Source organism: Rhizobium sp. BT04 (assembly GCF_030053135.1).
Classification (GTDB): domain Bacteria; phylum Pseudomonadota; class Alphaproteobacteria; order Rhizobiales; family Rhizobiaceae; genus Rhizobium; species Rhizobium binxianense.
Genome location: NZ_CP125653.1, coordinates 45963 through 66993, shown reverse-complemented (window position 1 = coordinate 66993; position 21031 = coordinate 45963). Strand labels below are relative to the sequence as shown.

At 63.0% G+C, this 21031-nt stretch carries 21 protein-coding genes; 13 read left to right on the top strand and 8 right to left on the bottom strand.

The window, feature by feature from the left end; all coding sequences use genetic code 11:
* The first annotated feature begins 54 nt into the window (after positions 1–54).
* The 9 genes from QMO82_RS31560 (at position 55) to QMO82_RS31520 (ending at position 9073) form a co-directional block, all read left to right on the top strand.
* Positions 55–864, top strand: a complete 810-nt coding sequence (locus QMO82_RS31560; protein ID WP_283196661.1) for a DeoR/GlpR family DNA-binding transcription regulator — start codon at positions 55–57, stop codon at positions 862–864.
* 47 nt (positions 865–911) lie between these two features.
* On the top strand, positions 912–1907 hold the full coding sequence (gene rhaS / locus QMO82_RS31555; RefSeq protein ID WP_183609028.1) for a rhamnose ABC transporter substrate-binding protein: 996 nt from the start codon (positions 912–914) through the stop codon (positions 1905–1907).
* A gap of 196 nt (positions 1908–2103) precedes the next feature.
* Positions 2104–3600 (top strand): sugar ABC transporter ATP-binding protein, encoded by a 1497-nt coding sequence (locus QMO82_RS31550; RefSeq protein ID WP_246718351.1) that lies wholly within the window; start codon positions 2104–2106, stop codon positions 3598–3600.
* Between the two features lie 10 nt (positions 3601–3610).
* Positions 3611–4612 (top strand): ABC transporter permease, encoded by a 1002-nt coding sequence (locus QMO82_RS31545; RefSeq protein ID WP_183609026.1) that lies wholly within the window; start codon positions 3611–3613, stop codon positions 4610–4612.
* On the top strand, positions 4609–5616 hold the full coding sequence (locus QMO82_RS31540; protein WP_183609025.1) for an ABC transporter permease: 1008 nt from the start codon (positions 4609–4611) through the stop codon (positions 5614–5616). Before QMO82_RS31545 ends, QMO82_RS31540 begins: the two co-directional genes overlap by 4 nt.
* Positions 5613–5933, top strand: a complete 321-nt coding sequence (gene rhaM, locus QMO82_RS31535; RefSeq protein ID WP_183609024.1) for an L-rhamnose mutarotase — start codon at positions 5613–5615, stop codon at positions 5931–5933. Before QMO82_RS31540 ends, rhaM begins: the two co-directional genes overlap by 4 nt.
* The gene (locus QMO82_RS31530; RefSeq protein WP_183609023.1) at positions 5930–7309 is read left to right on the top strand and encodes an FGGY-family carbohydrate kinase; all 1380 of its coding nucleotides are present in this window, start codon (positions 5930–5932) and stop codon (positions 7307–7309) included. The genes rhaM and QMO82_RS31530 overlap by 4 nt, the downstream gene beginning before the upstream one ends.
* A gap of 79 nt (positions 7310–7388) precedes the next feature.
* Positions 7389–8147: a fumarylacetoacetate hydrolase family protein gene (locus QMO82_RS31525; protein WP_183609022.1), complete on the top strand. Its 759-nt coding sequence runs from the start codon at positions 7389–7391 to the stop codon at positions 8145–8147.
* 146 nt (positions 8148–8293) lie between these two features.
* A complete protein-coding gene (locus QMO82_RS31520; protein WP_183609021.1) occupies positions 8294–9073 on the top strand; it encodes an ABC transporter ATP-binding protein in 780 nt (259 codons plus the stop codon).
* An 8-nt stretch (positions 9074–9081) separates the two neighbouring features.
* On the opposite strand, the gene mmsB is transcribed toward QMO82_RS31520, so the two are convergent.
* From mmsB to QMO82_RS31485, 7 genes are all read right to left on the bottom strand, one after another.
* Positions 9082–9963 carry a 3-hydroxyisobutyrate dehydrogenase gene (gene mmsB / locus QMO82_RS31515; protein WP_183609020.1) on the bottom strand — a complete coding sequence of 294 codons (882 nt, stop codon included), beginning with the start codon at positions 9961–9963 and terminating at the stop codon, positions 9082–9084.
* Between the two features lie 9 nt (positions 9964–9972).
* Positions 9973–11568 (bottom strand): GMC family oxidoreductase, encoded by a 1596-nt coding sequence (locus QMO82_RS31510; protein ID WP_183609019.1) that lies wholly within the window; start codon positions 11566–11568, stop codon positions 9973–9975.
* A 126-nt stretch (positions 11569–11694) separates the two neighbouring features.
* Entirely contained in the window at positions 11695–12684 is a 990-nt protein-coding gene (locus QMO82_RS31505; RefSeq protein WP_130810125.1) for a branched-chain amino acid ABC transporter permease, read from the bottom strand.
* 1 nt (position 12685) lies between these two features.
* Positions 12686–13573, bottom strand: a complete 888-nt coding sequence (locus QMO82_RS31500; RefSeq protein ID WP_183609018.1) for a branched-chain amino acid ABC transporter permease — start codon at positions 13571–13573, stop codon at positions 12686–12688.
* 4 nt (positions 13574–13577) lie between these two features.
* Complete coding sequence (locus QMO82_RS31495; protein ID WP_183609017.1) at positions 13578–14279, bottom strand: ABC transporter ATP-binding protein; 702 nt, start codon at positions 14277–14279, stop codon at positions 13578–13580.
* The gene (locus tag QMO82_RS31490) at positions 14279–15061 is read right to left on the bottom strand and encodes an ABC transporter ATP-binding protein (protein WP_183609016.1); all 783 of its coding nucleotides are present in this window, start codon (positions 15059–15061) and stop codon (positions 14279–14281) included. Before QMO82_RS31490 ends, QMO82_RS31495 begins: the two co-directional genes overlap by 1 nt.
* A 5-nt stretch (positions 15062–15066) precedes the next feature.
* Positions 15067–16272 (bottom strand): ABC transporter substrate-binding protein, encoded by a 1206-nt coding sequence (locus QMO82_RS31485; protein ID WP_183609015.1) that lies wholly within the window; start codon positions 16270–16272, stop codon positions 15067–15069.
* A 175-nt stretch (positions 16273–16447) separates the two neighbouring features.
* Between QMO82_RS31485 and QMO82_RS31480 the strand changes: the two genes are divergently transcribed.
* Positions 16448–17401: a LysR family transcriptional regulator gene (locus QMO82_RS31480; protein ID WP_183609014.1), complete on the top strand. Its 954-nt coding sequence runs from the start codon at positions 16448–16450 to the stop codon at positions 17399–17401.
* On the opposite strand, the gene QMO82_RS31475 is transcribed toward QMO82_RS31480, so the two are convergent.
* The gene (locus tag QMO82_RS31475) at positions 17402–17740 is read right to left on the bottom strand and encodes a cupin domain-containing protein (RefSeq protein WP_097616871.1); all 339 of its coding nucleotides are present in this window, start codon (positions 17738–17740) and stop codon (positions 17402–17404) included. It lies immediately after the preceding gene.
* A 175-nt stretch (positions 17741–17915) separates the two neighbouring features.
* Between QMO82_RS31475 and QMO82_RS31470 the strand changes: the two genes are divergently transcribed.
* From QMO82_RS31470 to QMO82_RS31460, 3 genes are all read left to right on the top strand, one after another.
* Complete coding sequence (locus tag QMO82_RS31470) at positions 17916–19103, top strand: acyl-CoA dehydrogenase (protein WP_183609013.1); 1188 nt, start codon at positions 17916–17918, stop codon at positions 19101–19103.
* Between the two features lie 91 nt (positions 19104–19194).
* The gene (locus tag QMO82_RS31465; protein ID WP_183609012.1) at positions 19195–19656 is read left to right on the top strand and encodes a DUF4126 domain-containing protein; all 462 of its coding nucleotides are present in this window, start codon (positions 19195–19197) and stop codon (positions 19654–19656) included.
* The gene (locus QMO82_RS31460; protein WP_183609011.1) at positions 19653–21014 is read left to right on the top strand and encodes an FAD-containing oxidoreductase; all 1362 of its coding nucleotides are present in this window, start codon (positions 19653–19655) and stop codon (positions 21012–21014) included. Before QMO82_RS31465 ends, QMO82_RS31460 begins: the two co-directional genes overlap by 4 nt.
* Positions 21015–21031 lie beyond the last annotated feature (17 nt).

Below are 21031 nucleotides of genomic sequence, written 5' to 3'. Positions count from 1 at the left end.
GTGATTGACAGTCCTTAACGGATACGAAATAAATGCAACAAGAGGAGGAGCCCGATGCACGAACGCGAACGCCATCGCATTATTCTAAGCGCCGTTCAGGAAAAGTCCGTGGTCACGATCCAGGACATTTCCGAGCTGACGGAGGCTTCCGAAGCGACCATTCGGCGCGACATTGCGGCCCTTCATGTGCAGGGCAGGATACGTCGTGTCCGCGGCGGCGCCGAGGCGGTGCATCCGCCACAACTCGGCAATCTCGCCGGCCGGCCCTTCCGCGTTTCAGAATCAGTCAATATCGACAAAAATCGCGCAATTGCGCGCGCGGCGGTTGAACTCTGCGAGGCGGGTGACGCCATCATCATCAATGGTGGCACGACGACCTTCCAGATGGTGCACTACATGGCCGGCCACCGCATGCAGGTGATGACCAATTCTTTTGCGATCGCCGAACATCTGGTGAAGCACTCCAAAAACTCGGTGACGGTGCCGGGCGGCGCGATCTATCGCGAGCAGAGCCTGATCCTGTCGCCCTTCGACAATGACGCCATCCGCAACTTCTATGCGCGGCGCATGTTCATCGGCGCACAGGGCGTCGGCCCGCTCGGCATCATGGAGGCGGATGCCCTCATCATCCAGAGCGAGCAGAAACTGATGCACCAGGCCGACGAACTCGTGGTCATGGTCGATTCAAGCAAATTCAGTCGCCGGTCGAGCCTCATTCTCTGTGCGCTCGACCGCGTTTCTGTGGTCATCACCGATGACGGGGTCTCGGAAGAGGCAGCTCGCATGATCGAAAGTGCCGGCATTCGGCTCGTCGTTGCGAGCCCGGTGGCCCAGGCGAAGGAGGATTCCTCGTCGGTCGCATGAGGCGCCGCCGAGGTGTGGAAGTCTAATCTTAGTGGGAGGAAAGTGACATGAAACTTACAAAGACACTTGCGCTCGGCGTAGCGCTCGCCGTCGCCATGATGGCCGGCACTGCCAGCGCCAAGGACATCAAGATCGGCCTCGTCGTGAAGTCGCTCGGCAACGGCTTCTTCGACGCCGCCAACAAGGGCGCCCAGGAAGCCGCCAAGGAGCTCGGCGGCGTCGAGGTGATCTACACCGGCCCGACGTCGACGACGGCCGAAGGCCAGATCGAAGTGATCAACTCGCTGATCGCCCAGGGCGTCGACGCCATCGCCGTCTCGGCCAACGATCCCGACGCGCTCGTTCCGGCGCTGAAGAAGGCTGCCCAGCGCGGCATCAAGGTGATCTCCTGGGATTCCGGCGTCGCGCCCGAAGGCCGTATCCTGCAGCTCAACCCGTCGTCCAACGAGCTGATCGGCAAGATGTGCCTGACGCTCGTCAAGGACCATCTCGACGGCGGCAAGGGTGACTTCGCCATCCTGTCGGCAACGACCACCTCGACCAACCAGAACATCTGGATCGACCAGATGAAGAAGCAGCTCAAGGATTTCCCGGGTCTCAATCTCGTCACCACCGTCTATGGCGACGACCTGTCGGACAAGTCCTATCGTGAAGCCGAAGGCCTCCTGAAGTCCAACCCGAACGTCAAGGTCATCGTCGCTCCGACGACGGTCGGCGTTCTCGCCGCTTCCAAGGTCGTCGAAGACAAGGGTCTCGTCGGCAAGGTCTACGTCACCGGCCTCGGCCTGCCGTCCGAAATGGCCGGAGCGATCAAGTCCGGCGCCACGAAGGAATTCGCCATCTGGAACCCGATCGATCTCGGCTACTCCGCCACCCAGATCGCCTATCGCCTCGTCAAGGGCGAGACCGACGGCAAGCCGGGCAGCGAGATTGCTGCCGGCCGCATGGGCAAGATCAAGGTCGGCGACAACGGCGAAGCCGCCATGGCCGATCCCTTCGTCTACAATGCTTCGAACATCGACCAGTTCTCCAAGGTCTTCTGATCGTTAAGACCCCCTCTGGCCTGCCGGCCATCTCTCCCGCGACGGGAGAGATAATCTGAAGCAACGCCCCCGCCCATCGCGAGCCTCGGCATCGCGGTGGGTCAAGCCCCTCCCGCTTGTGGGGAGAGGTTGGGGAGGGGTTTTCAAGGTGAAACGAACAATGCACGCCGCAACGCAAAAGCACGATGTCAGCCCCATGCCCGATACACCGGCCATTCTGGAAATGCGCGGCATCTCCCAGATCTTTCCTGGCGTGAAGGCGCTCGACAATGTCAGCATCGCGCTGCACCCCGGCACGGTTACCGCGCTGATCGGCGAAAACGGCGCCGGCAAATCGACGCTCGTCAAGATCCTGACCGGCATCTACAGGCCGAACGAAGGCGAGATCCTGGTCGACGGCCGGACGGTGACCTTCGCCAGCGCCCAGGCTGCTATCGATGCCGGCGTCACCGCCATCCATCAGGAAACCGTACTGTTCGACGAGCTGACGGTTGCCGAAAACATCTTCCTCGGCCATGCGCCGCGCACGCGGCTGCGCACCATCGACTGGCAGGTGATGAACAGCCGTTCGAAGACGTTGCTGACCGCGCTTGAAAGCAATATCGATCCGACGATCCGGCTGAAGGACCTCTCGATCGCGCAGCGCCACCTGGTGGCGATCGCCCGCGCTTTGTCGATCGAGGCCCGCATCGTCATCATGGACGAGCCGACGGCGGCCCTCTCCCGCAAGGAGATCGACGATCTCTTCCGCATCATCAAGGGCCTGAAGGAACAGGGCAAGGCGATCCTGTTCATCAGTCACAAGTTCGATGAAGTCTACGAGATCGCCGACGACTTCGTCGTCTTCCGCGACGGCCGCGCCGTCGGCCAGGGCCGGCTCAAGGACACGCCGCAGGACGAGATCGTCCGGATGATGGTCGGCCGCGACGTCGAGAACGCCTTTCCGAAGATCGATGTGGACATCGGCGCTCCGGTGCTCGAAGTCGAAAAATACAGCCACCGCACCGAATTTCGCGATATTTCGCTGACGCTGCGCAAAGGCGAGATTCTCGGCATCTACGGCCTGATCGGCGCCGGACGGTCGGAACTTGCGCAATCGCTCTTCGGCATCACCAGGCCGCTCTCCGGCAGGCTGTCGCTCGAAGGCCGGGAAATTTCGATCAATTCGCCGCATGATGCGATCAAAGCCGGCATCGTCTACGTGCCGGAAGAGCGCGGCCGCCACGGGCTGGCGTTGCCGATGCCGATCTACCAGAACATGACGCTGCCGTCCTTAGCGCGCACCTCGCGCAAGGGCTTCCTGCAGGCGGCGGAAGAATTCGCCCTCGCCCGCAAATATGCCGAGCGGCTGGATCTGCGCGCTGCCGCCCTCTCCGTACCGGTCGGCACGCTGTCGGGCGGCAACCAGCAGAAGGTCGTCATCGGCAAGTGGCTCGCCACCATGCCCAAGGTCATCATCCTCGATGAACCGACGAAGGGCATCGATATCGGCTCGAAGGCCGCCGTCCACGGCTTCATCAGCGAGCTTGCCGCAGAGGGCCTCTCCATCATCATGATCTCTTCCGAACTGCCCGAAATCATCGGCATGTCGGATCGTGTGCTGGTGATGAAGGAAGGCCTGTCGGCCGGGCTCTTCGAGCGCAATCAGCTTTCGCCGGAAGCGCTGGTGCGCGCGGCGACCGGAAATGCATGAGGTGATGGGCATGGCCAGACTGATTAGAAAACGTGAAACCCTGCTCTTTGCCATCATCGTGGTGATGATTGCCGTCTTCTCGACACGCGCCGCCGATTTCGCCACACCGGACAATCTCGCCGGCATCTTCAACGACACGGCGATCCTCATCATTCTGGCGCTTGCCCAGATGACGGTCATCCTGACGAAATCGATCGATCTCTCGGTTGCCGCCAACCTTGCCTTTACCGGCATGGCAATTGCGATGATGAACGCCGCCTTTCCCGGCCTGCCGCTGGTCGTGCTCATCCTTGCCGCGATCGTCATCGGTGCGGCGCTCGGCGCCATCAACGGCTTCCTCGTCTGGCGCCTCGAAATTCCGTCGATCGTCGTCACCCTCGGCACCCTCACCATCTATCGCGGCATGGCCTTCGTGCTCTCGGGCGGCGCCTGGGTGAACGCCCACCAGATGACGCCGACCTTCCTCTCCGTCCCCCGCACGCCGATCCTCGGCCTGCCGGTGCTGGGCTGGGTCGCGATCATCATCGTCGCGCTGATGTACATGCTGCTGCGCTACAGCCCGTTTGGCCGCTCGGCCTATGCGACCGGCGGCAATCCGACGGCTGCCGTCTATGCCGGCATCGATACCGGCCGGACGAAATTCCTGGCCTTCGTGCTCTCCGGCGCGCTCGCCGGCCTTTCCAGCTATCTCTGGGTCTCGCGTTACGCCGTCGCCTATGTCGATATCGCCAACGGCTTCGAGCTCGACAGCGTTGCGGCCTGCGTCATCGGCGGCATCTCCATTGCCGGCGGCGTCGGCTCGGTCGCCGGCACGGTGCTCGGCGCGCTCTTCCTCGGCGTCATCAAGAACGCCCTGCCGGTCATCGGCATTTCACCCTTCACGCAAATGGCGATCTCCGGAACCGTCATCATTCTCGCCGTCGCCTTCAACGCCAGGCGTGAGCGCAACCGCGGCCGCATCATCCTGCGCGACCGCGCCGCAGCCGAGATCAGAACGGAGGCCGCAGCATGAGCACCGTGTCCACACACGAAAAGCGGATGATCCCCGACCGCCTCGGCACACCCTTCCGCCGCATCGTCGCCAGTTGGGAAGTGCTGCTCTTTGCCGTCGCCGTCCTCATCTTCGTCTTCAATTCCCTGGCTTCGCCCTATTTTCTCGATGCCTGGAACCTATCTGACGCCACCTTCAACTTTACCGAAAAGGCGATGATCGCCTTCGCCATGGCGCTGCTCGTCATCTCGGGCGAGATCGACCTCTCGGTCGCCGCCATCATCGCGCTCGCCTCGACGGCGATGGGGGCGGCGGCCCAGCTCGGCATCGGCACGCCGGGACTGGTCGCGATCGGCATCGGCACCGGTCTTGCCTGCGGCACCTTCAACGGCGTGCTGGTCTCGGTGCTGAAACTGCCGTCGATCGTCGTCACCATCGGCACGATGAGCCTGTTCCGCGGCATTTCCTATATCGTTCTCGGCGACCAGGCTTACGGCAAATACCCCGCCGATTTTGCCTATTTCGGCCAGGGCTACGTGTTCTGGGTGTTCTCGTTCGAATTCGTGCTGTTCATCGTGCTGGCGATCGCCTTCGCCATCCTGCTGCATGCGACGAATTTCGGCCGGCAGGTCTATGCGATCGGCAATAACGACTTCGCCGCCCGCTTCTCCGGCATTCCGGTCGAACGTGTCAAATTCATTCTCTTCCTGCTGACCGGTGTCATGAGCGGTATTGCCGCGGTCTGCCTGACGTCACGCCTCGGCTCGACCCGGCCGTCGATCGCCCAGGGCTGGGAACTCGAGGTCGTTACCATGGTCGTGCTCGGCGGCATCTCGATCCTCGGCGGCTCCGGCACAATCGGCGGCGTCGTCATCGCCGCTTTCGTGATGGGCCTCGTCACCTTCGGCCTCGGCTTGCTGAATGTGCCCGGCATCGTCATGTCGATCTTCATCGGCCTGCTTCTGATCATCACCATCGCTATCCCGATCATTGCCCGCCGCATCAAGCTCATGAGCTCCCGATGACGCTAGAAAAACACGCCTTCAAGATGCAGCTTAATCCCGGCATGGAAGCCGAATACCGCAGGCGGCATGACGAGATCTGGCCGGAACTGGTCGATCTCCTGCACAAGTCAGGCGCCAGCGACTATTCCATCCATCTCGACCGGGATACCAACACGCTGTTCGGCGTGCTGACCCGGCCGGCCGACCACACGATGGCAAGCCTGCCGGACCATCCTGTGATGAAAAAATGGTGGGCTCATATGGCCGATATCATGGCCACGAATCCGGATAATTCGCCTGTTCAAAGCGACCTCGTCACCCTCTTCCATATGCCATGACCGCCAGCTCCTATCGCCGCATCGCCGTTCTCGACATCGGCAAGACCAATGCCAAGGTCGTCGTGCTCGACAGCGAGACCGGCGCCGAGATCGCCGTGCTGAAGCGGCCGAACGTTGCGATCAAAACCGGTCCCTACCCGCATTACGACACAGAGGCCCTCTGGTCCTTCGCGCTCGGCGCGCTGAAGAGCCTTGCGCGTGAGCCGGGTTTTGACGCCATCTCGATCACCACCCATGGCGCCGCCGCCGCGCTGCTTGACCGGGATGGCGCGCTCGCCATGCCTGTCATCGACTACGAACATGAATATCCTCAGGCGATCCGCGATGCCTATACGGCTTTGCGTCCCGCCTTCGATGAGACCTTCTCGCCGCGCCTTGCGATGGGCCTCAATGTCGGCGCGCAACTGCACTACCAGAAAACCGCCTTTCCCGAGGAATTCGCGGGGGTTGCGACCATTCTCACCTATGCGCAATATTGGACGGCGCGGCTGACCGGTGTTGCCGCCAATGAGCTGACCTCGCTCGGCTGCCACACCGACCTCTGGAACCCGAAAACATCACGCTATTCCTCGCTCGTCGACCGGCTTGGCATCGGCGACCTGATGGCGCCGACCCGCTCCGCCTTCGATGCGCTCGGTCCTGTTCTGCCCGAAATCGCCGCCGGGCTCGGCCTTGTCGCACCGGTGCCGGTGTATTGCGGCATTCACGATTCCAACGCCTCGCTGCTGCCGCATCTTGTCAATCGCGCCGCCCCCTTCGCCGTCGTCTCCACAGGCACATGGGTGATCAATTTCGGCGTCGGCGCTGATCTCGATCATCTCGATCCCAACCGCGATGCGCTCGCCAATGTCGACGCCTATGGCCGCGCCGTTCCCTCCTCGCGTTTCATGGGCGGGCGGGAATTCGAGATCCTGTCGGCCGAGATCGGCCAAGTCGACGAAAAAGCCGCGCAAGCGGCGATCGGCCCCGTCATCGACAAGGGCATGATGCTGCTGCCGAACATCGCCCCGGGTTCCGGCCCCTTTCCGGGAAAGGCAAGCCACTGGATCGGCGCCGAAGAGGCAAGCCGCGAAGAGCGCTATGCTGCCGCCTGCCTCTATCTCGCTTTGATGACCGATGCCTGCCTTGGACTGATCGGCGCCAAAGGCCCCGTGATCGTCGAAGGTCCCTTCGCCCTGAACGGGACCTATCTGAAGCTGCTTGCGGCGCTTGTCGGCCGCGAGGTCATGGCCGTTCCCGGCTCGACCGGCACCAGCCAGGGCGCGGCCCTTCTGACCGGCATCCGGCCGGTCTCGGGTACCGAGACGCATATTCCACCGACCGATATCCCGGGACTGGCCGCCTATCGCGCCCGCTGGTACGCGGCGATGGAATAGGAGCTTTTCCAAGAACGGCCTTGTTCATGCCGGGCTTGCGGTTAGTGTGGCGCCTCGAAAATCAGGTCGAGGAGACAGCATGACAGAAGCATTCGATCCGCGCGCCCTTGCAGCCAGGCTTCACAGCCTGCACCAGGCCGGCCGACAGGAGGAAACGGCGACTTTCACGCCGCCGGCCGATCTGCATCAGGCGATGGAAGCGCAGAATTTCCTCACCGCAGTCGACGGCATTTCCAGCAATGCCTGGAAGGTGACGGTCTCGCCGCAGCGCCAGGCGGTCACCGCTCCGCTGCATCCCTATGCCGAAGCCGTCTCCGGCGCTGATATCCCCTGGTATCCCGGCCTGAAATTCGAGACCGAAATCGCCGTCCGCCTCGGCAAGGATCTGCCGATCCGCGTGGGCGCGCCGTACAGCCGCGCCGAGGTGGTCGAGGCAATCTCCGCCGTTTATCTCGGCGCCGAGCTGCTGGTCAGCGCCGTTAAAGAGAGCGGCAGCGTTTCCTTTCTGCTGTTTCTCGCCGATCGCCTCGGCAATAGCGGCTATGTGCTCGGTCCGAAGCTCGACAACAGCGTTGTCGACAGTGCCGGCGGCACGCCGCTCAAGGTCACCCATGCCGGCCGCACAATCCATGACGGTCCGGCCCAGCATCCGAAGCGCGACGTTCTCACCTGGCTTGTCGATTACGCCAATGACGGCTTGCGTCCCGACACATCGCTGAAGGCAGGCGCGCTGATCACGACGGGCACGTTGAGCGGTGCGATTGAGCTGGCCGAACCCGGCATGATCGACATCCTGTTCGGCGATGCCAGGCTGAGTTTTTCGGTGTCGAAGGCATGATTGTTCTGGCCATGCCCGCTTGGCCGCCAGCAGAAAATGTTAAGTTGACAATACAGGTTTAGTTTTGCAGGAACCGGATGCGGGAAGGAGGGCTCATACTTGTCTGAGGCCCTCCCGAAGCTGCAGCGCCGAACCGGGAGCAGACCATGCCTTCGCCTTTCCTTGCCCTGTCGGGAATTACCTATGCCATCGGGCCGAAGCCCATCCTGCGTGGTATCGATCTGACCCTCGAACAGGGCCGCATCTACGGCCTGGTGGGGCCGAACGGTTCCGGCAAGAGCACGCTTTTGAAAATCATCGCCCGTCAGGTCGGGCCGCAATCCGGCGCCATCGCCTTTGCCGGCAAACCGACGGCGGACTGGGGTGCCCGGGAATTTGCCCGACACGTCGCCTATATGCCGCAATTCACGCCGGCGACCGACGGGATGACCGTGCGCGAACTCGTGGCACTCGGCCGTTTTCCCTGGCACGGCACGCTCGGCCGCTTCACCACGACGGACCGCAACAAGGTCGAGGAGGCCATCGCCCGCACCAAGCTTGAGGACTTCGCCGACCGTCTCGTTGCCAACATGTCCGGCGGCGAGCGCCAGCGCGCCTGGATCGCCATGATGCTTGCCCAGGACGCCCGCTGCCTGCTGCTCGACGAACCGACATCGGCGCTCGACCTTGCCCATCAGGCAAGCGTTCTCTCCCTGGTGCAGGAACTCAGCCACGAACGCGGGCTGACCGTCGTCATCGTGCTGCACGATATCAATCTTGCCGCGCGCTACTGCGACGCGATCGTCGCGCTCAACCGCGGCCGGATCGCCGCCGAAGGCACGCCCGCAGAGATCATGCAGACCGACACGCTGCGCTCGATTTTCGGCGTCGGCATGGGCGTCTTCCCGCATCCGGTTCGAAACGAGCCGGTCAGCTATCTTCTGTAGGCCATCGCCTACACTTTCTCGCGGAACATCTCGATGATGGCGGAAAAGTCCCTTCCACCATTGCCCTGCTTGTCGAACAGCGCATAAAGCTGTGCTGCTTCCGCGCCCATCGGCGTCGAGGCGCCGCTTGCCAGCGCCGCCTCCTGCGACAACCTCAGGTCCTTCAACATTAGCGCTGCGGCAAAACCCGGCTTGTAACCATTATTCGCCGGCGAGGTCGGAACCGGTCCGGGCACCGGGCAATAGGTATTGATCGACCAGCACTGGCCTGATGAGGTCGAGGCGACGTCGAACAGCGCCTGATGCGAGAGGCCGAGCTTTTCCGCAAGCACGAACGCCTCGCAGACGCCGACCATCGAAATGCCGAGGATCATGTTGTTGCAGATCTTTGCTGCCTGGCCCGCACCCGCCTCGCCGCAATGGACGATCTTCTTGCCCATGGCCTCGAGAATCGGCTTCGCCCGGGCGAAGGCCTCGTCCGAACCGCCGGCCATGAAGGTCAGCGTGCCCGCGCTCGCCCCGCCGGTGCCACCGGAGACGGGAGCGTCGAGCGACAGGCAGCTTGCCGCCTTTGCCATCTCATGCGCCTTGCGGCTGCTTTCGACATCGATTGTCGAACAATCGATGACCAGCGTGTCCTGCGCCGCGGTCTGGAGGATATCGGTCCAGGCCGTCAGCACATGCCTGCCCTGCGGCAGCATGGTGATGATAATTTCCGCGTCCTTGACTGCCTGGCTGGCATGACTTGCCGGCTTGACGCCGCTCTGCTCGGCCGCCTTCAGCACCGGCGCCGCGAGATCGAAGCCGAGAACCTGGTGGCCTGATTTGACCAGATTGGCCGCCATCGGCCCACCCATGTTGCCGAGGCCGATGAATGCGATCCTTGCCATGGTCTTCTCCTATCGATTGTCTTCGAGGATCATCGCTGCCGCCTTTTCGGCGATCATGATCGTTGGCGAATTGGTGTTGCCCGAGGTGATCGACGGCATCACCGAGGCGTCGGCGATCCTGAGCTTGCCGAGCGCCCTGAGCTTCAGCCTGGGATCGACGACGCTGTCCCTGTCGGCGCCCATGCGGCAGGTCCCGACCGGATGGAAGATCGTCGTGCCGATATCGCCCGCCGCCCGCTCCAAATCGGCCTCCGTCTGATAGGAGGGCCCCGGCTTGAATTCCTCCGGCCTGAAACGGGCAAAGGAGGGCTGCGCGACGATCCTGCGCGTCAACCGTATGGAACGGACAGCTATGTCACGATCACGCTGCGTCGAGAGGTATCTCGGGCTGATCGTCGGCTGGGCAGCAAAATCCGGGCTGGACAGGTGGACCGAACCCCGGCTTTCCGGCCGGAGATTGCAGACGCTCGCGGTGATTGCCGGGAAAGGATGGACGGGATCGCCGAACTTATCCAGCGACACCGGCTGCACGTGATATTGCAGATCCGGCGTTTCCCGATCCGGACCGGAGCGGGTGAAGATGCCGAGCTGGCTTGGCGCCATCGCCATCGGCCCGGAGCGGCGGACGAGATATTCGAGCCCGATCGCCGCCTTGCCGATCAGCTTCGTCGCCTTCTCGTTCAGCGTCGGAACGCCCGTCACCTTATAGGCGAGACGCAGCTGCAGATGATCCTGCAGGTTCTCGCCGATCCCCTTCACCTCGGTGACGACATCGATGCCGGCCGGCTGGAGAACCTCCCCCCTGCCGACACCGGACAGTTCCAGGATATGCGGCGAACCGATCGAGCCGGCCGAAAGGACGGTTTCCTTCGCCGCATAGGCGCGTTTGGCCACGCCTTGGTGTTGGAATTCGACGCCGGCAACGGCGCCCTCCTCCACCAGCAGCCGCCGGACCTGCGCCTTGGTAAGGACGGTCAGGTTGGAGCGCTTCATCGCCGGGCGCAGGAAGGCCTTCGAGGTGTTCCAGCGGATGCCGGAACGCTGGTTGACGTCGAAATAGCCGGAACCTTCGTTGCTGCCGCGGTTGAAATCCTCCGTCTCCGGAATGCCGGCTTCTCTCGCCGCCTGCTGGAAGGCATCGAGCACGGCCCAGCGCACCCGAGCCTTCTCGATGCGCCATTCGCCGCCGGCACCATGCATCTCGTCTTCGCCGCGATAAAAATCCTCGGACTTGCGGAAGAAAGGCAGAACGTCGTCCCAGCCCCAACCGGTGCAGCCCATCTGCCGCCAGAGGTCGTAATCGCGCGCCTGGCCGCGCATGTAGATCATGCCGTTGATCGACGAACAGCCGCCGAGCACCTTGCCGCGGGGATAACTCAGCGCCCGGCCGTTCAATCCCGCTTCCGGCGCCGTGGTGAAGCACCAGTCCGTGCGCGGATTGTTGATGCAATAGAGATAGCCCACGGGAATATGAATCCAGTGATAATTGTCGCTGCCGCCGGCTTCGAGCAGCAGCACCCGGCTCCTGTTATCGGCGGACAGCCGGTTGGCCAGCACGCAGCCGGCGCTGCCTGCCCCGATGATGATATAGTCGTAACGATCCATGTGCCCTGCACGAAACTCCAGATGCTTCCATTCCCTTTCCCCGCAGCGCGGGGAAAGGAGAGTCGCAGCGCCCGCCCCTCTTTCGGGGAAGAGAACTTCTTTCCCGGAAAGTGAGAGGTCCGCCCGTTAGCGGCGATAGACGAAGCCCAGTTTCCGCCCCAGCCGTGACGCGTAGAATTCGCCGATGATGCCGCGGCGGAAGATCAGGACGCAGACCATGAAGACGATGCCGGTGATGATCGTCACCGGGAATTCCGAGGTCGCGAGGTAGTTTTCCAACGCCACCACCAGCCCGGCGCCGAAGAGCGGGCCGATCAGCGTGCCTATGCCGCCAAGCAGCGTCATCAGGATCACTTCGCCCGACATCTGCCAGGCGACATCGGTCAAGGTCGCGAACTGGAAGACGATCGATTTCACCGCGCCCGCGAGCCCCGCAAGCGCTGCCGACATGACGAAGGCGCCGAGCTTGTAGCGCGCCACGGAATAACCGAGCGAGATTGCCCGTTGCTCGTTTTCGCGGATCGATTTCAGGATCATGCCGAAGGGCGAATTGATGAAGCGCCAGATGATCAGCACGCCGATGATGAACACGGCCAGCACGAAATAATACATATTGGTCGAGCTGTTCAGATCGATGAAGCCGAACAGATGGCCGCGCGGCACCGACTGGATGCCGTCCTCGCCTTCGGTGAACTCCGCCTGCAGGCAGAAGAAGAAGAACATCTGCGACAGCGCCAGCGTGATCATCGCGAAATAGATGCCCTGGCGGCGGATGGCGAAGAAACCCATGACGAGGCCGAGAAACGCAGCACCCACCACCCCGATCAGGATGCCGAGTTCCGGCGGCAGGCCCCATGCCTTCACCGTATAGGCGGTGAAATAGGCCGCCCCCCCGAAGAAGGTGGCATGGCCGAAGGAAAGCAGGCCGGTATAGCCGAGCAGCAGGTTGAAGGCGCAGGCAAAGAGCGCGAAACAGAGCAGCTTCATCAGGAAGATCGGATAGAAGAAGAACGGCGCCAAGAGCAGGAGCAGCAGCCCCGCCAGCAGGAAACCCGCCTGCACCGAAAGGGCGGTTCGGTTTTTTTCCGTTCGGATGGTTTCGGTGATGTCAGCCATCTCAAGCATCCCGTCCGAAGAGGCCCGCGGGCCTGATGAGAAGCACGATCGCCATGATGACGAAGATCACGATGTTGGAAGCCTCGGGATAGAAGACCTTGGTCAGGCCCTCGGCGATCCCAAGGACATAACCGGTGATGATCGCGCCCATGATCGATCCCATGCCGCCGACCACGACCACGGCGAAGACGACGATGATCATGTTCGAACCCATCAGCGGCGACACCTGGTAGATCGGCGCCGCCAGTACGCCGGCAAAGGCAGCGAGACCCGCGCCGAGCGCGTAGGTGAGCGTCAAGAGCACCGGCACGTTGACGCCAAAGACCTGCACCAGCACGGCGTTTTCAGTGGCGGCCCGGAGATAGGCGCCGAGCTTGGTCTTCTCGATCAGCAGCCAGGTGCCGAGGCAGACAACGAGCGAGACGACGACCACCCAGCCGCGATAGATCGGCAGGAACATGAAGCCGAGGTTGGCGCCCCCGGCAAGAGCTGATGGCGTCGCATAGGGCTGGCCGGAAGAGCCGTAGAGATAGCGGAAGGTGCCCTCGACGGCGAGCGCCAGCCCGAAGGTGAAGAGCAGGCCGTAGAGCGGGTCGAGATCGTAGAGCCGGCGTAGGAACAGCCGCTCGATGACTGCGCCGGCAAGGCCGACGATGACGGGCGCCAGGATCAGCGACGGCCAGTAGCCGATGCCGGCATAGGTCAGCAAGAGGTAAGCGACGAAGGCGCCGAGCATATATTGCGCGCCGTGGGCGAAGTTGATCACCCGCAGCAGGCCGAAGATAATGGCGAGGCCGAGGCTGAGCAGCGCGTAGAACGAACCGTTGATCAGGCCGATCAGCAGCTGGCCGAGCAGCGCCTGCAGGGGAATCCCGAAGATCATCGTCATCTGGTCACACTCCCAGAACCTTGTGCAGCGTATCCATACGCTGCGGCAGTTCGCCGACCGGGAATTCCGACACCATCTGCCCATGATCCATCAGATAGAAGCGATCGGCAATACGGCTGGCGAAGCGGAAATTCTGCTCGACGAGCAGGATCGTCATGCCGCGCTCCTTGAGCTTCTTCAGCACCTCGCCGATGCGCTGGACGATGACGGGCGCGAGCCCCTCGGTCGGTTCGTCGAGGATGAGCAGCCGAACGCCGGTGCGTAAGATTCGGGCGATCGCCAGCATCTGTTGCTCGCCGCCTGATAGTTTGGTGCCTGGACTGCCGCGGCGCTCATAGAGATTGGGGAAGAGCTCATAAATTTCGTCGAGCGTCATCCCGCCCTTCGCCACGACGGGCGGCAGCAGCAGGTTTTCCGAAACGGTGAGCGTCGAGAAGATACCGCGCTCCTCCGGCACGAAGCCGATGCCGCGATGCGCCGTCTTGTGCAGCGGCACCTGCATCATGTCGCTGCCGGCAAAGCTGATGCTGCCCTTGCGGGTGCGCACGATGCCGGTGATGGTGCGCAGTGTCGTCGTCTTGCCGACGCCGTTGCGGCCGAGAATGGTGATCGTCTCGCCTTCGGCCACCCGCATGTCGACGCCATGCAGGACGTGGCTTTCGCCGTACCAGGCATTGAGCTGGTGAATTTCGAGCAGAGCGGCCATCAATGCTCCTCCGTGCCCATGTAAGCGACGCGGACGCGCTCGTCCTGGCTGACTGTGGCATAGTCGCCCTCGGCGAGGATCTCGCCGCGCTGCAGCACCGTCACATGCTGGCAGATATTGGCGACGACGGAGAGATTGTGTTCGACCATCAGCACCGCCCGCTCGCGGGCGACCTCGCGGATGATGGATGAAACGACGCCGACATCCTCCAGCCCCATGCCGGCCATCGGCTCGTCGAGCAGCAGCACCTTCGGATCGAGCGCCAGCGTGGTGGCGATCTCCAGCACCCGCTTGCGGCCATAGGAAAGATCGGCGGCGATATGATCGCGCTCCTTGGAAAGCCCGACGCTGGCGAGCAACTGCTCGGCGCGCTCGTTCAGCCGGTCGAGTGCCGAAAGCGGCCGCCAGAACTGGGTGGAAAGATTGTTCGGCCGCTGCAGCGCCACCCGCACATTGTCGAGCACGCTCAGATGCGGGAAGACCGCCGAGATCTGGAAAGAGCGCACCAGCCCCATGCGCGCCACCCTGTCGGGCGGCGTTCCGGTGATGTCGGTGCCCATCAGGGTGATCGTGCCCGCTGTCGGCTGTAGGAACTTGGTCAGCAGGTTGAAGACCGTGGTCTTGCCGGCGCCGTTCGGGCCAATCAGCGCATGCACGCTGGCGTCATGCACATCGAGATCGACATTCTTGACGGCCGTGAAGCCGCCGAAATCGCGGCGCAGGCCGCGGGCTGATAACACCACCCGCGGCTTTGCCTGAGTTTCAATTGCGGAAACCGCCATCGTGCTTACTTCACCAGATCGCAGCCGCTCTTGGCGGGATCGATATAGGCTTCCTTGCCGGGGATGGTGGCGAGAACGTTGAAGTAATCCCATGGCTCCTTGCTGTCGGCCGGCTTCTTGACCTGCAGCAGATACATGTCGTGGATCATGCGGCCATTGGCGCCGACCGTGCCGCCGCGGCCGAAGACGTCATCGACCGGCATTTCATGCAGCTGCTTGGCAACGGCTTCCGTCTCGTCGGTGCCGGCCTTCTCCACCGCCTTCAGATATTGCGTCACTGCCGAATAGGTGCCGGTGTGGATCATGTTCGGCATCTTGCCGGTGCGGGCGAAGAACTTCTTGGCGAAGGCGCGGCTTTCGTCGTCGCGGTTCCAGTAAAAGCCTTCCGTCAGCGTCAGTCCTTGAGCCGCTTCGAGGCCGAGGCCATGGACTTCGGCGAGCGTGAAGAGCAGTGCCGCCAGATGCTGGCCGCCCTGGGTGATGCCGAATTCGGCCGCCTGCTTGATGGCGTTCGAGGTGTCGAGGCCGGCATTGGCAAGGCCGATCACCTTGGCGCCGGATGATTGCGCCTGCAGCAGGAAGGAGGAGAAATCCTGGGTCGACAGCGGATGGCGCACAGCGCCGACAACCTTGCCGCCGCTCGCCTTGACGTAGTCGGTGGTCTGCTGTTCCAGCGAATAGCCGAAGGCATAGTCGGCGGTCAGGAAGAACCAGCTGTCGCCGCCCTGCTTGACGAGCGCGCCGCCGGTGCCGACGGCGAGCGCATGGGTATCGTAGGCCCAGTGGAAGCCGTAGGGCGAGCAGGCCTTGCCGGTCAGATCCGTCGTCGCAGCACCGGTGACGATGTCGATCTTCTTCTTTTCCTTGGCGATCGCCTGCACCGCGAGCGCCACCGACGAGGTGGTCAATTCCATGATCGCATCCACCTGCTCGGTGTCATACCACTGGCGGGCGATGTTGGAGGCGATATCGGGCTTGTTCTGGTGGTCGGCATCGACGATCTCGACCGGAACACCCAACACCTTGCCGCCGAAATCCTCGACCGCCATCTTGGCGGCCTCGACGGAGGACTTGCCGCCGAAATCGGCATAGACACCCGACTGGTCGTTCAGGATGCCGATCTTGACCTTGCCGTCGGTCGCGCTTTGCGCGAGCACCGCCGTGCTGCTCGCAAGCAGAAATGCAACTGATGCAATGAGATTCTTACGCATATTCTCTCCTCCCAGAGATGAGCCAAATTGCGGATCTGTTCAGATTTGGCCAGCCGCACTCCTCAGAACGGCCGACCCTCGCCTTACGATCACGGAAATTCCGCGTTGAAGCAACGGGTGGTTTACAACTAATTCCAAACAGTATCTGTTCGTTTTTGAACAGATGGGGACGGCGATGACCAATCCACCGCAGTTTACTTGGGACGATCTTCAGTTTTTTCTAGCCGTCGCCCGCACCGGACAGCTGTCCACGGCGGCCCGCCAGCTGCGTTCCAGCCATGCCACTGTCTCGCGCCGCATCGACCGGCTGGAATTCACCCTCAAGGTCAAACTGTTCGAGCGCAATCCGCGCGGCTATGTGCTGACCGCCATGGGAACGCGCTTCGTCGAGACGGCCGAGCGGATGGAACAGGAGACCGAGCGGCTGCGCGCCGACCTTGCCGATGGCTCGATGGCGCAGCGCGGCCTCGTGCGGCTCAGCGCGCCGGAAGGTTTTGCCAATTTCTTCTTCGCGACGGTGCTGCCGCGGTTTGCCGCGCAGCATCCGCATCTCTCGCTCGAATTGGTGACGATCCAGCAGATCATGTCGCTGTCACGCAAGGAGGCCGATCTTTCCGTCGTGCTCGACGAGCCGAAGGGCGGGCCTTATTTCGCCGAGAAGCTGACCGACTACCATCTGCAGATCTACGGCTCGCGCGACTATCTGGCAAAGGCGCCTGGCATCACCTGCCGCGAGGACCTGCTCAACCATCCCTTCGTCAGCTATATCGAGGAGATGATTTTCGCGCCGGGCCTGGATTACCTCAGCGATGTGCACCCGCGCATCAAACCGCAGTTCCAGAGTTCCAGCATCTTCGCGCAGCTCACCGCCACCCGAAACGGTCTCGGCCTCTGCATCCTGCCCTATTTCTTCGCCAGCCGTTATCCCGAGCTGGTGCGCGTGCTGCCCGAGGAGATCGACCTCAAGCGCCACTACTGGATCACCTGCCATCGCGACCTGAAACAGGCGCCGCGTGTACGCGCCGTCATCGACTTCCTGCGCGAGGCGGTGCGCGGCGAGGATGCTCGTTTCGTGCCGCCCTATGTCACCGCCGCCGGCCCGGCGCGCCGGTCGGAAGCCGAAACCTGACTATTTGAGAAACTCGGCCCGGTGCGGCGTGAAGCTGTCGATCAGCCGGCCCTTTTCCAGCGCCTTGACGCCGTGGACGAGATTGGGGGGCACGATGAAGCTGCCGCCCTGCTTGAGCACCTCGGTCCGGCCATCGATCGTCACTTCGAAGCTGCCCTCGGCGACATAACTGGCCTGGATGTGCGGATGCGAATGGGCAGCGCCCACGGCGCCGCTTTCGAATGCCACTTCCACCATCATCATCTCGGGCAGATAGGTCATGATACGCCTGACGACGCCGGGCTCGGGATTGACCCATTCGGCGCCTTCGGCCGATACGAACAGATCGCTTGACGACATTTCCGTCTCCTCGTTCCAGAATCGATCGCGGGCAAAGTGGATCATGCCGGCGCATTTGAAAAGACGGCGCGCCCTGTCTTTTCGCTAGGGCCGCCTTCTGTTGACGCGCTCGACTGGCGGGTCTATGCGACCTTTGATGAGGCAAGCCTGAATTCAAGGGTGAGGAGACGCCGAGATGCAGCATACGCGCGAGGTTTTCGACTGGACCGACCCGTTCCGGCTGGCGGAGCAGCTGACTGACGAGGAGCGCATGGTGCAGGATACGGCCCATGCCTATGCGCAGGAGAAGCTTGCTCCGAGGGTTCTTGCCGCCTTCCGCCATGAAAAGACCGATCCCGAAATCTTCCGGGAAATGGGCGAACTCGGCCTGCTCGGCCCGACGATCTCTCCCGACTACGGCGGCGCCGGCCTCGGTTACGTCGCCTACGGCCTGATCGCCCGTGAGGTCGAGCGGGTCGACAGCGGTTACCGCTCGATGATGAGCGTCCAGTCCTCGCTGGTGATGGTGCCGATCGAAACCTTCGGGTCTGAGGCGCAGAAGCTGAAATACCTGCCGAAACTCGCCACCGGCGAATGGATCGGCTGCTTCGGCCTCACCGAACCCGATCACGGCTCCGATCCCGGCTCGATGGCGACACGCGCCAAGAAGGTCGACGGCGGCTACAGCCTGACCGGCTCGAAGACCTGGATCTCCAACGCGCCGATCGCCGATGTCTTCGTCGTCTGGGCCAAGACCGAGGACGGCCTCATCCGCGGCTTCATCCTCGAAAAGGGCTGGAAGGGACTTTCGGCCCCCGCCATCCACGGCAAGGTGGGCCTGCGCGCCTCGATCACAGGCGAAGTGGTGATGGACGGGGTGTTCGTGCCGGAGGAAAATCTTCTGCCTGGTGTGACCGGCCTCAAGGGACCGTTCACCTGCCTCAACTCGGCCCGTTTCGGCATCGCCTGGGGCGCGCTCGGTGCTGCCGAGGATTGTTATGCCAGAGCCCGGCAATATACGCTGGAGCGCAAGCAGTTCGGCCGGCCGCTCGCCGCCAACCAGCTGATCCAGAAGAAGCTCGCCGACATGGCGGCGGAGATCTCGCTCGGCCTTCAGGGCTGCCTGCGGCTCGGCCGCATGAAGGAGGAAGGCCATCCGCCGGTGGAGCTGACCTCGATCCTCAAGCGCAACAGCTGCGGCAAGGCGCTTGACATCGCGCGCGCGGCCCGCGACATGCTCGGCGGCAACGGCATCTCCGACGAATTCGGCATCGCCCGCCATCTCGTCAACCTCGAAGTGGTCAACACCTATGAGGGCACGCACGACATCCACGCGCTGATCATCGGCCGGGCGATCACCGGCATCGCCGCCTTTGCGAACTAAATCCCCGGCGCAACACGACGAATTGCCACGCGCCTGACAATGTGCAACCTTCCCTGATTGCGGCGCGAAAGCCGGCAAAGAGGGGGATCGCATGTTTCTGCTTCTTGCATTGCTGATCGGTGTCATCTCAGGCCTTCGCACCATGACCGCACCGGCCGCCGTCGCCTGGGGCGCGGCGCTCGGCTGGTTCGACGTGTCGCAGACGCCGCTTGCCTTCATGGGGTATCGGTGGACGCCATGGATCTTCACGGTTCTCGCCGTCGTCGAACTGATCGCCGACCAGCTGCCGTCGACGCCGTCACGCAAGGTGCCGATGCAGTTCGGCGCCCGCATCGTCTCGGGCGCGCTGTCAGGCGCGACGATCGGTGCCGCCAGCAGCCTGCTCTTCGGCGGGCTGATCGCCGGGGTGATCGGCGCCGTCATCGGCACTTATGGCGGCGCTGCCGTCCGCGGCCGGCTTGCCGCTGCCTTCGGCAAGGATTTGCCGGCAGCTCTCATCGAAGATGCCGTCGCCGTCATCGGCGCGGTGCTCATCGTGGGGGCGGTGTCATGAAGAGCTTCGACGCCATCGTCATCGGCGCCGGCCAGGCCGGCCCGTCGCTTGCCGCCCGCATGGTTGAAAAGGGCATGAAAGTGGCGCTGATCGAGCGCAAGTTCCTTGGCGGCACCTGCGTCAATGCCGGCTGCATGCCGACGAAGACGCTGGTCGCCAGCGCCCGCGCCGCCCATGTCGCGAGAAACGGCGCGGTTTACGGCGTCAATATCCCCGGCGAGATCGCCGTCGACATGAAGGTGGTCAGGGCGCGGGCCGAAACGGTGACGATGAATGCCCGCAACGGCCTGATCGGCTGGCTCGGCGGCATGGACGGCATGAGCGTGATCTACGGCCATGCCCGTTTCGAGGGACCGAAGACCGTCAGCGTCAACGGCGAAACGCTGACCGCGCCGCGCATCTTCCTCAATGTCGGCGCACGGCCCGTCATTCCCGAGCTGCCCGGCATCGACGATATCGACTACCTCACCAGCACCTCGATCATCCAGCTCGACACGCTGCCGCGGCATCTGGCGGTGATCGGCGGCAGCTATATCGGGTTGGAATTCGCGCAGATGTATCGCCGCTTCGGCGCCGAAGTCAGCGTCATCGAGCACGGCCCGAAGCTCGCATCGCGCGAGGACGAGGATATATCGGATGCGATCGCCGATATCCTGCGCGCGGAAGGCATTGGCGTCCACACCGACGCCGGCAACATCGCCTTTGCCCGGAACGGCAGCGGGATCCGTGTCTCCGCCGGCTCGGCGAAGATCGATGCGAGCCATGTGCTGATCGCCACCGGCCGCAAGCCGAACACCGACGATCTCGGCCTGGATACCGCCGGCGTCGCCACCGATCAACGCGGCTTCATCACCGTCGACGACAGGCTCGCCACCAATGTCGAGGGCATCTGGGCGCTCGGCGACTGCAACGGCCACGGCGCCTTCACCCACACCTCCTACAATGATTTCGAGATCGCCGCCGCCAATCTCATCGACGGCGACGACCGCAAGCTGTCGAGCCGCATCCCCGCCTATGCGCTCTATATCGACCCGCCGCTCGGCCGCGTCGGCATGACGGAGAAGCAGGCGCGCGCCTCAGGGCGCAAGATCATGGTCTCGACCCGTCCGATGAGCCGCGTCGGCCGGGCCAACGAGCGCGGCGAGACCAAGGGCTTCATGAAGGTGATTGCCGATGCCGAGACCCGGAAAATCCTCGGCGCCGCGATCCTCGGCATCGAAGGTGATGAAGTGATCCACGGTCTCATCGACGCGATGAATGCCGGCACCACCTATCCCGCATTGCAATGGTCGGTGCCGATCCATCCGACGGTGTCGGAGCTGATCCCGACGCTGCTTGGGGATTTAAAGCCGGTTTAGCTCTAGGAACGGCTGGA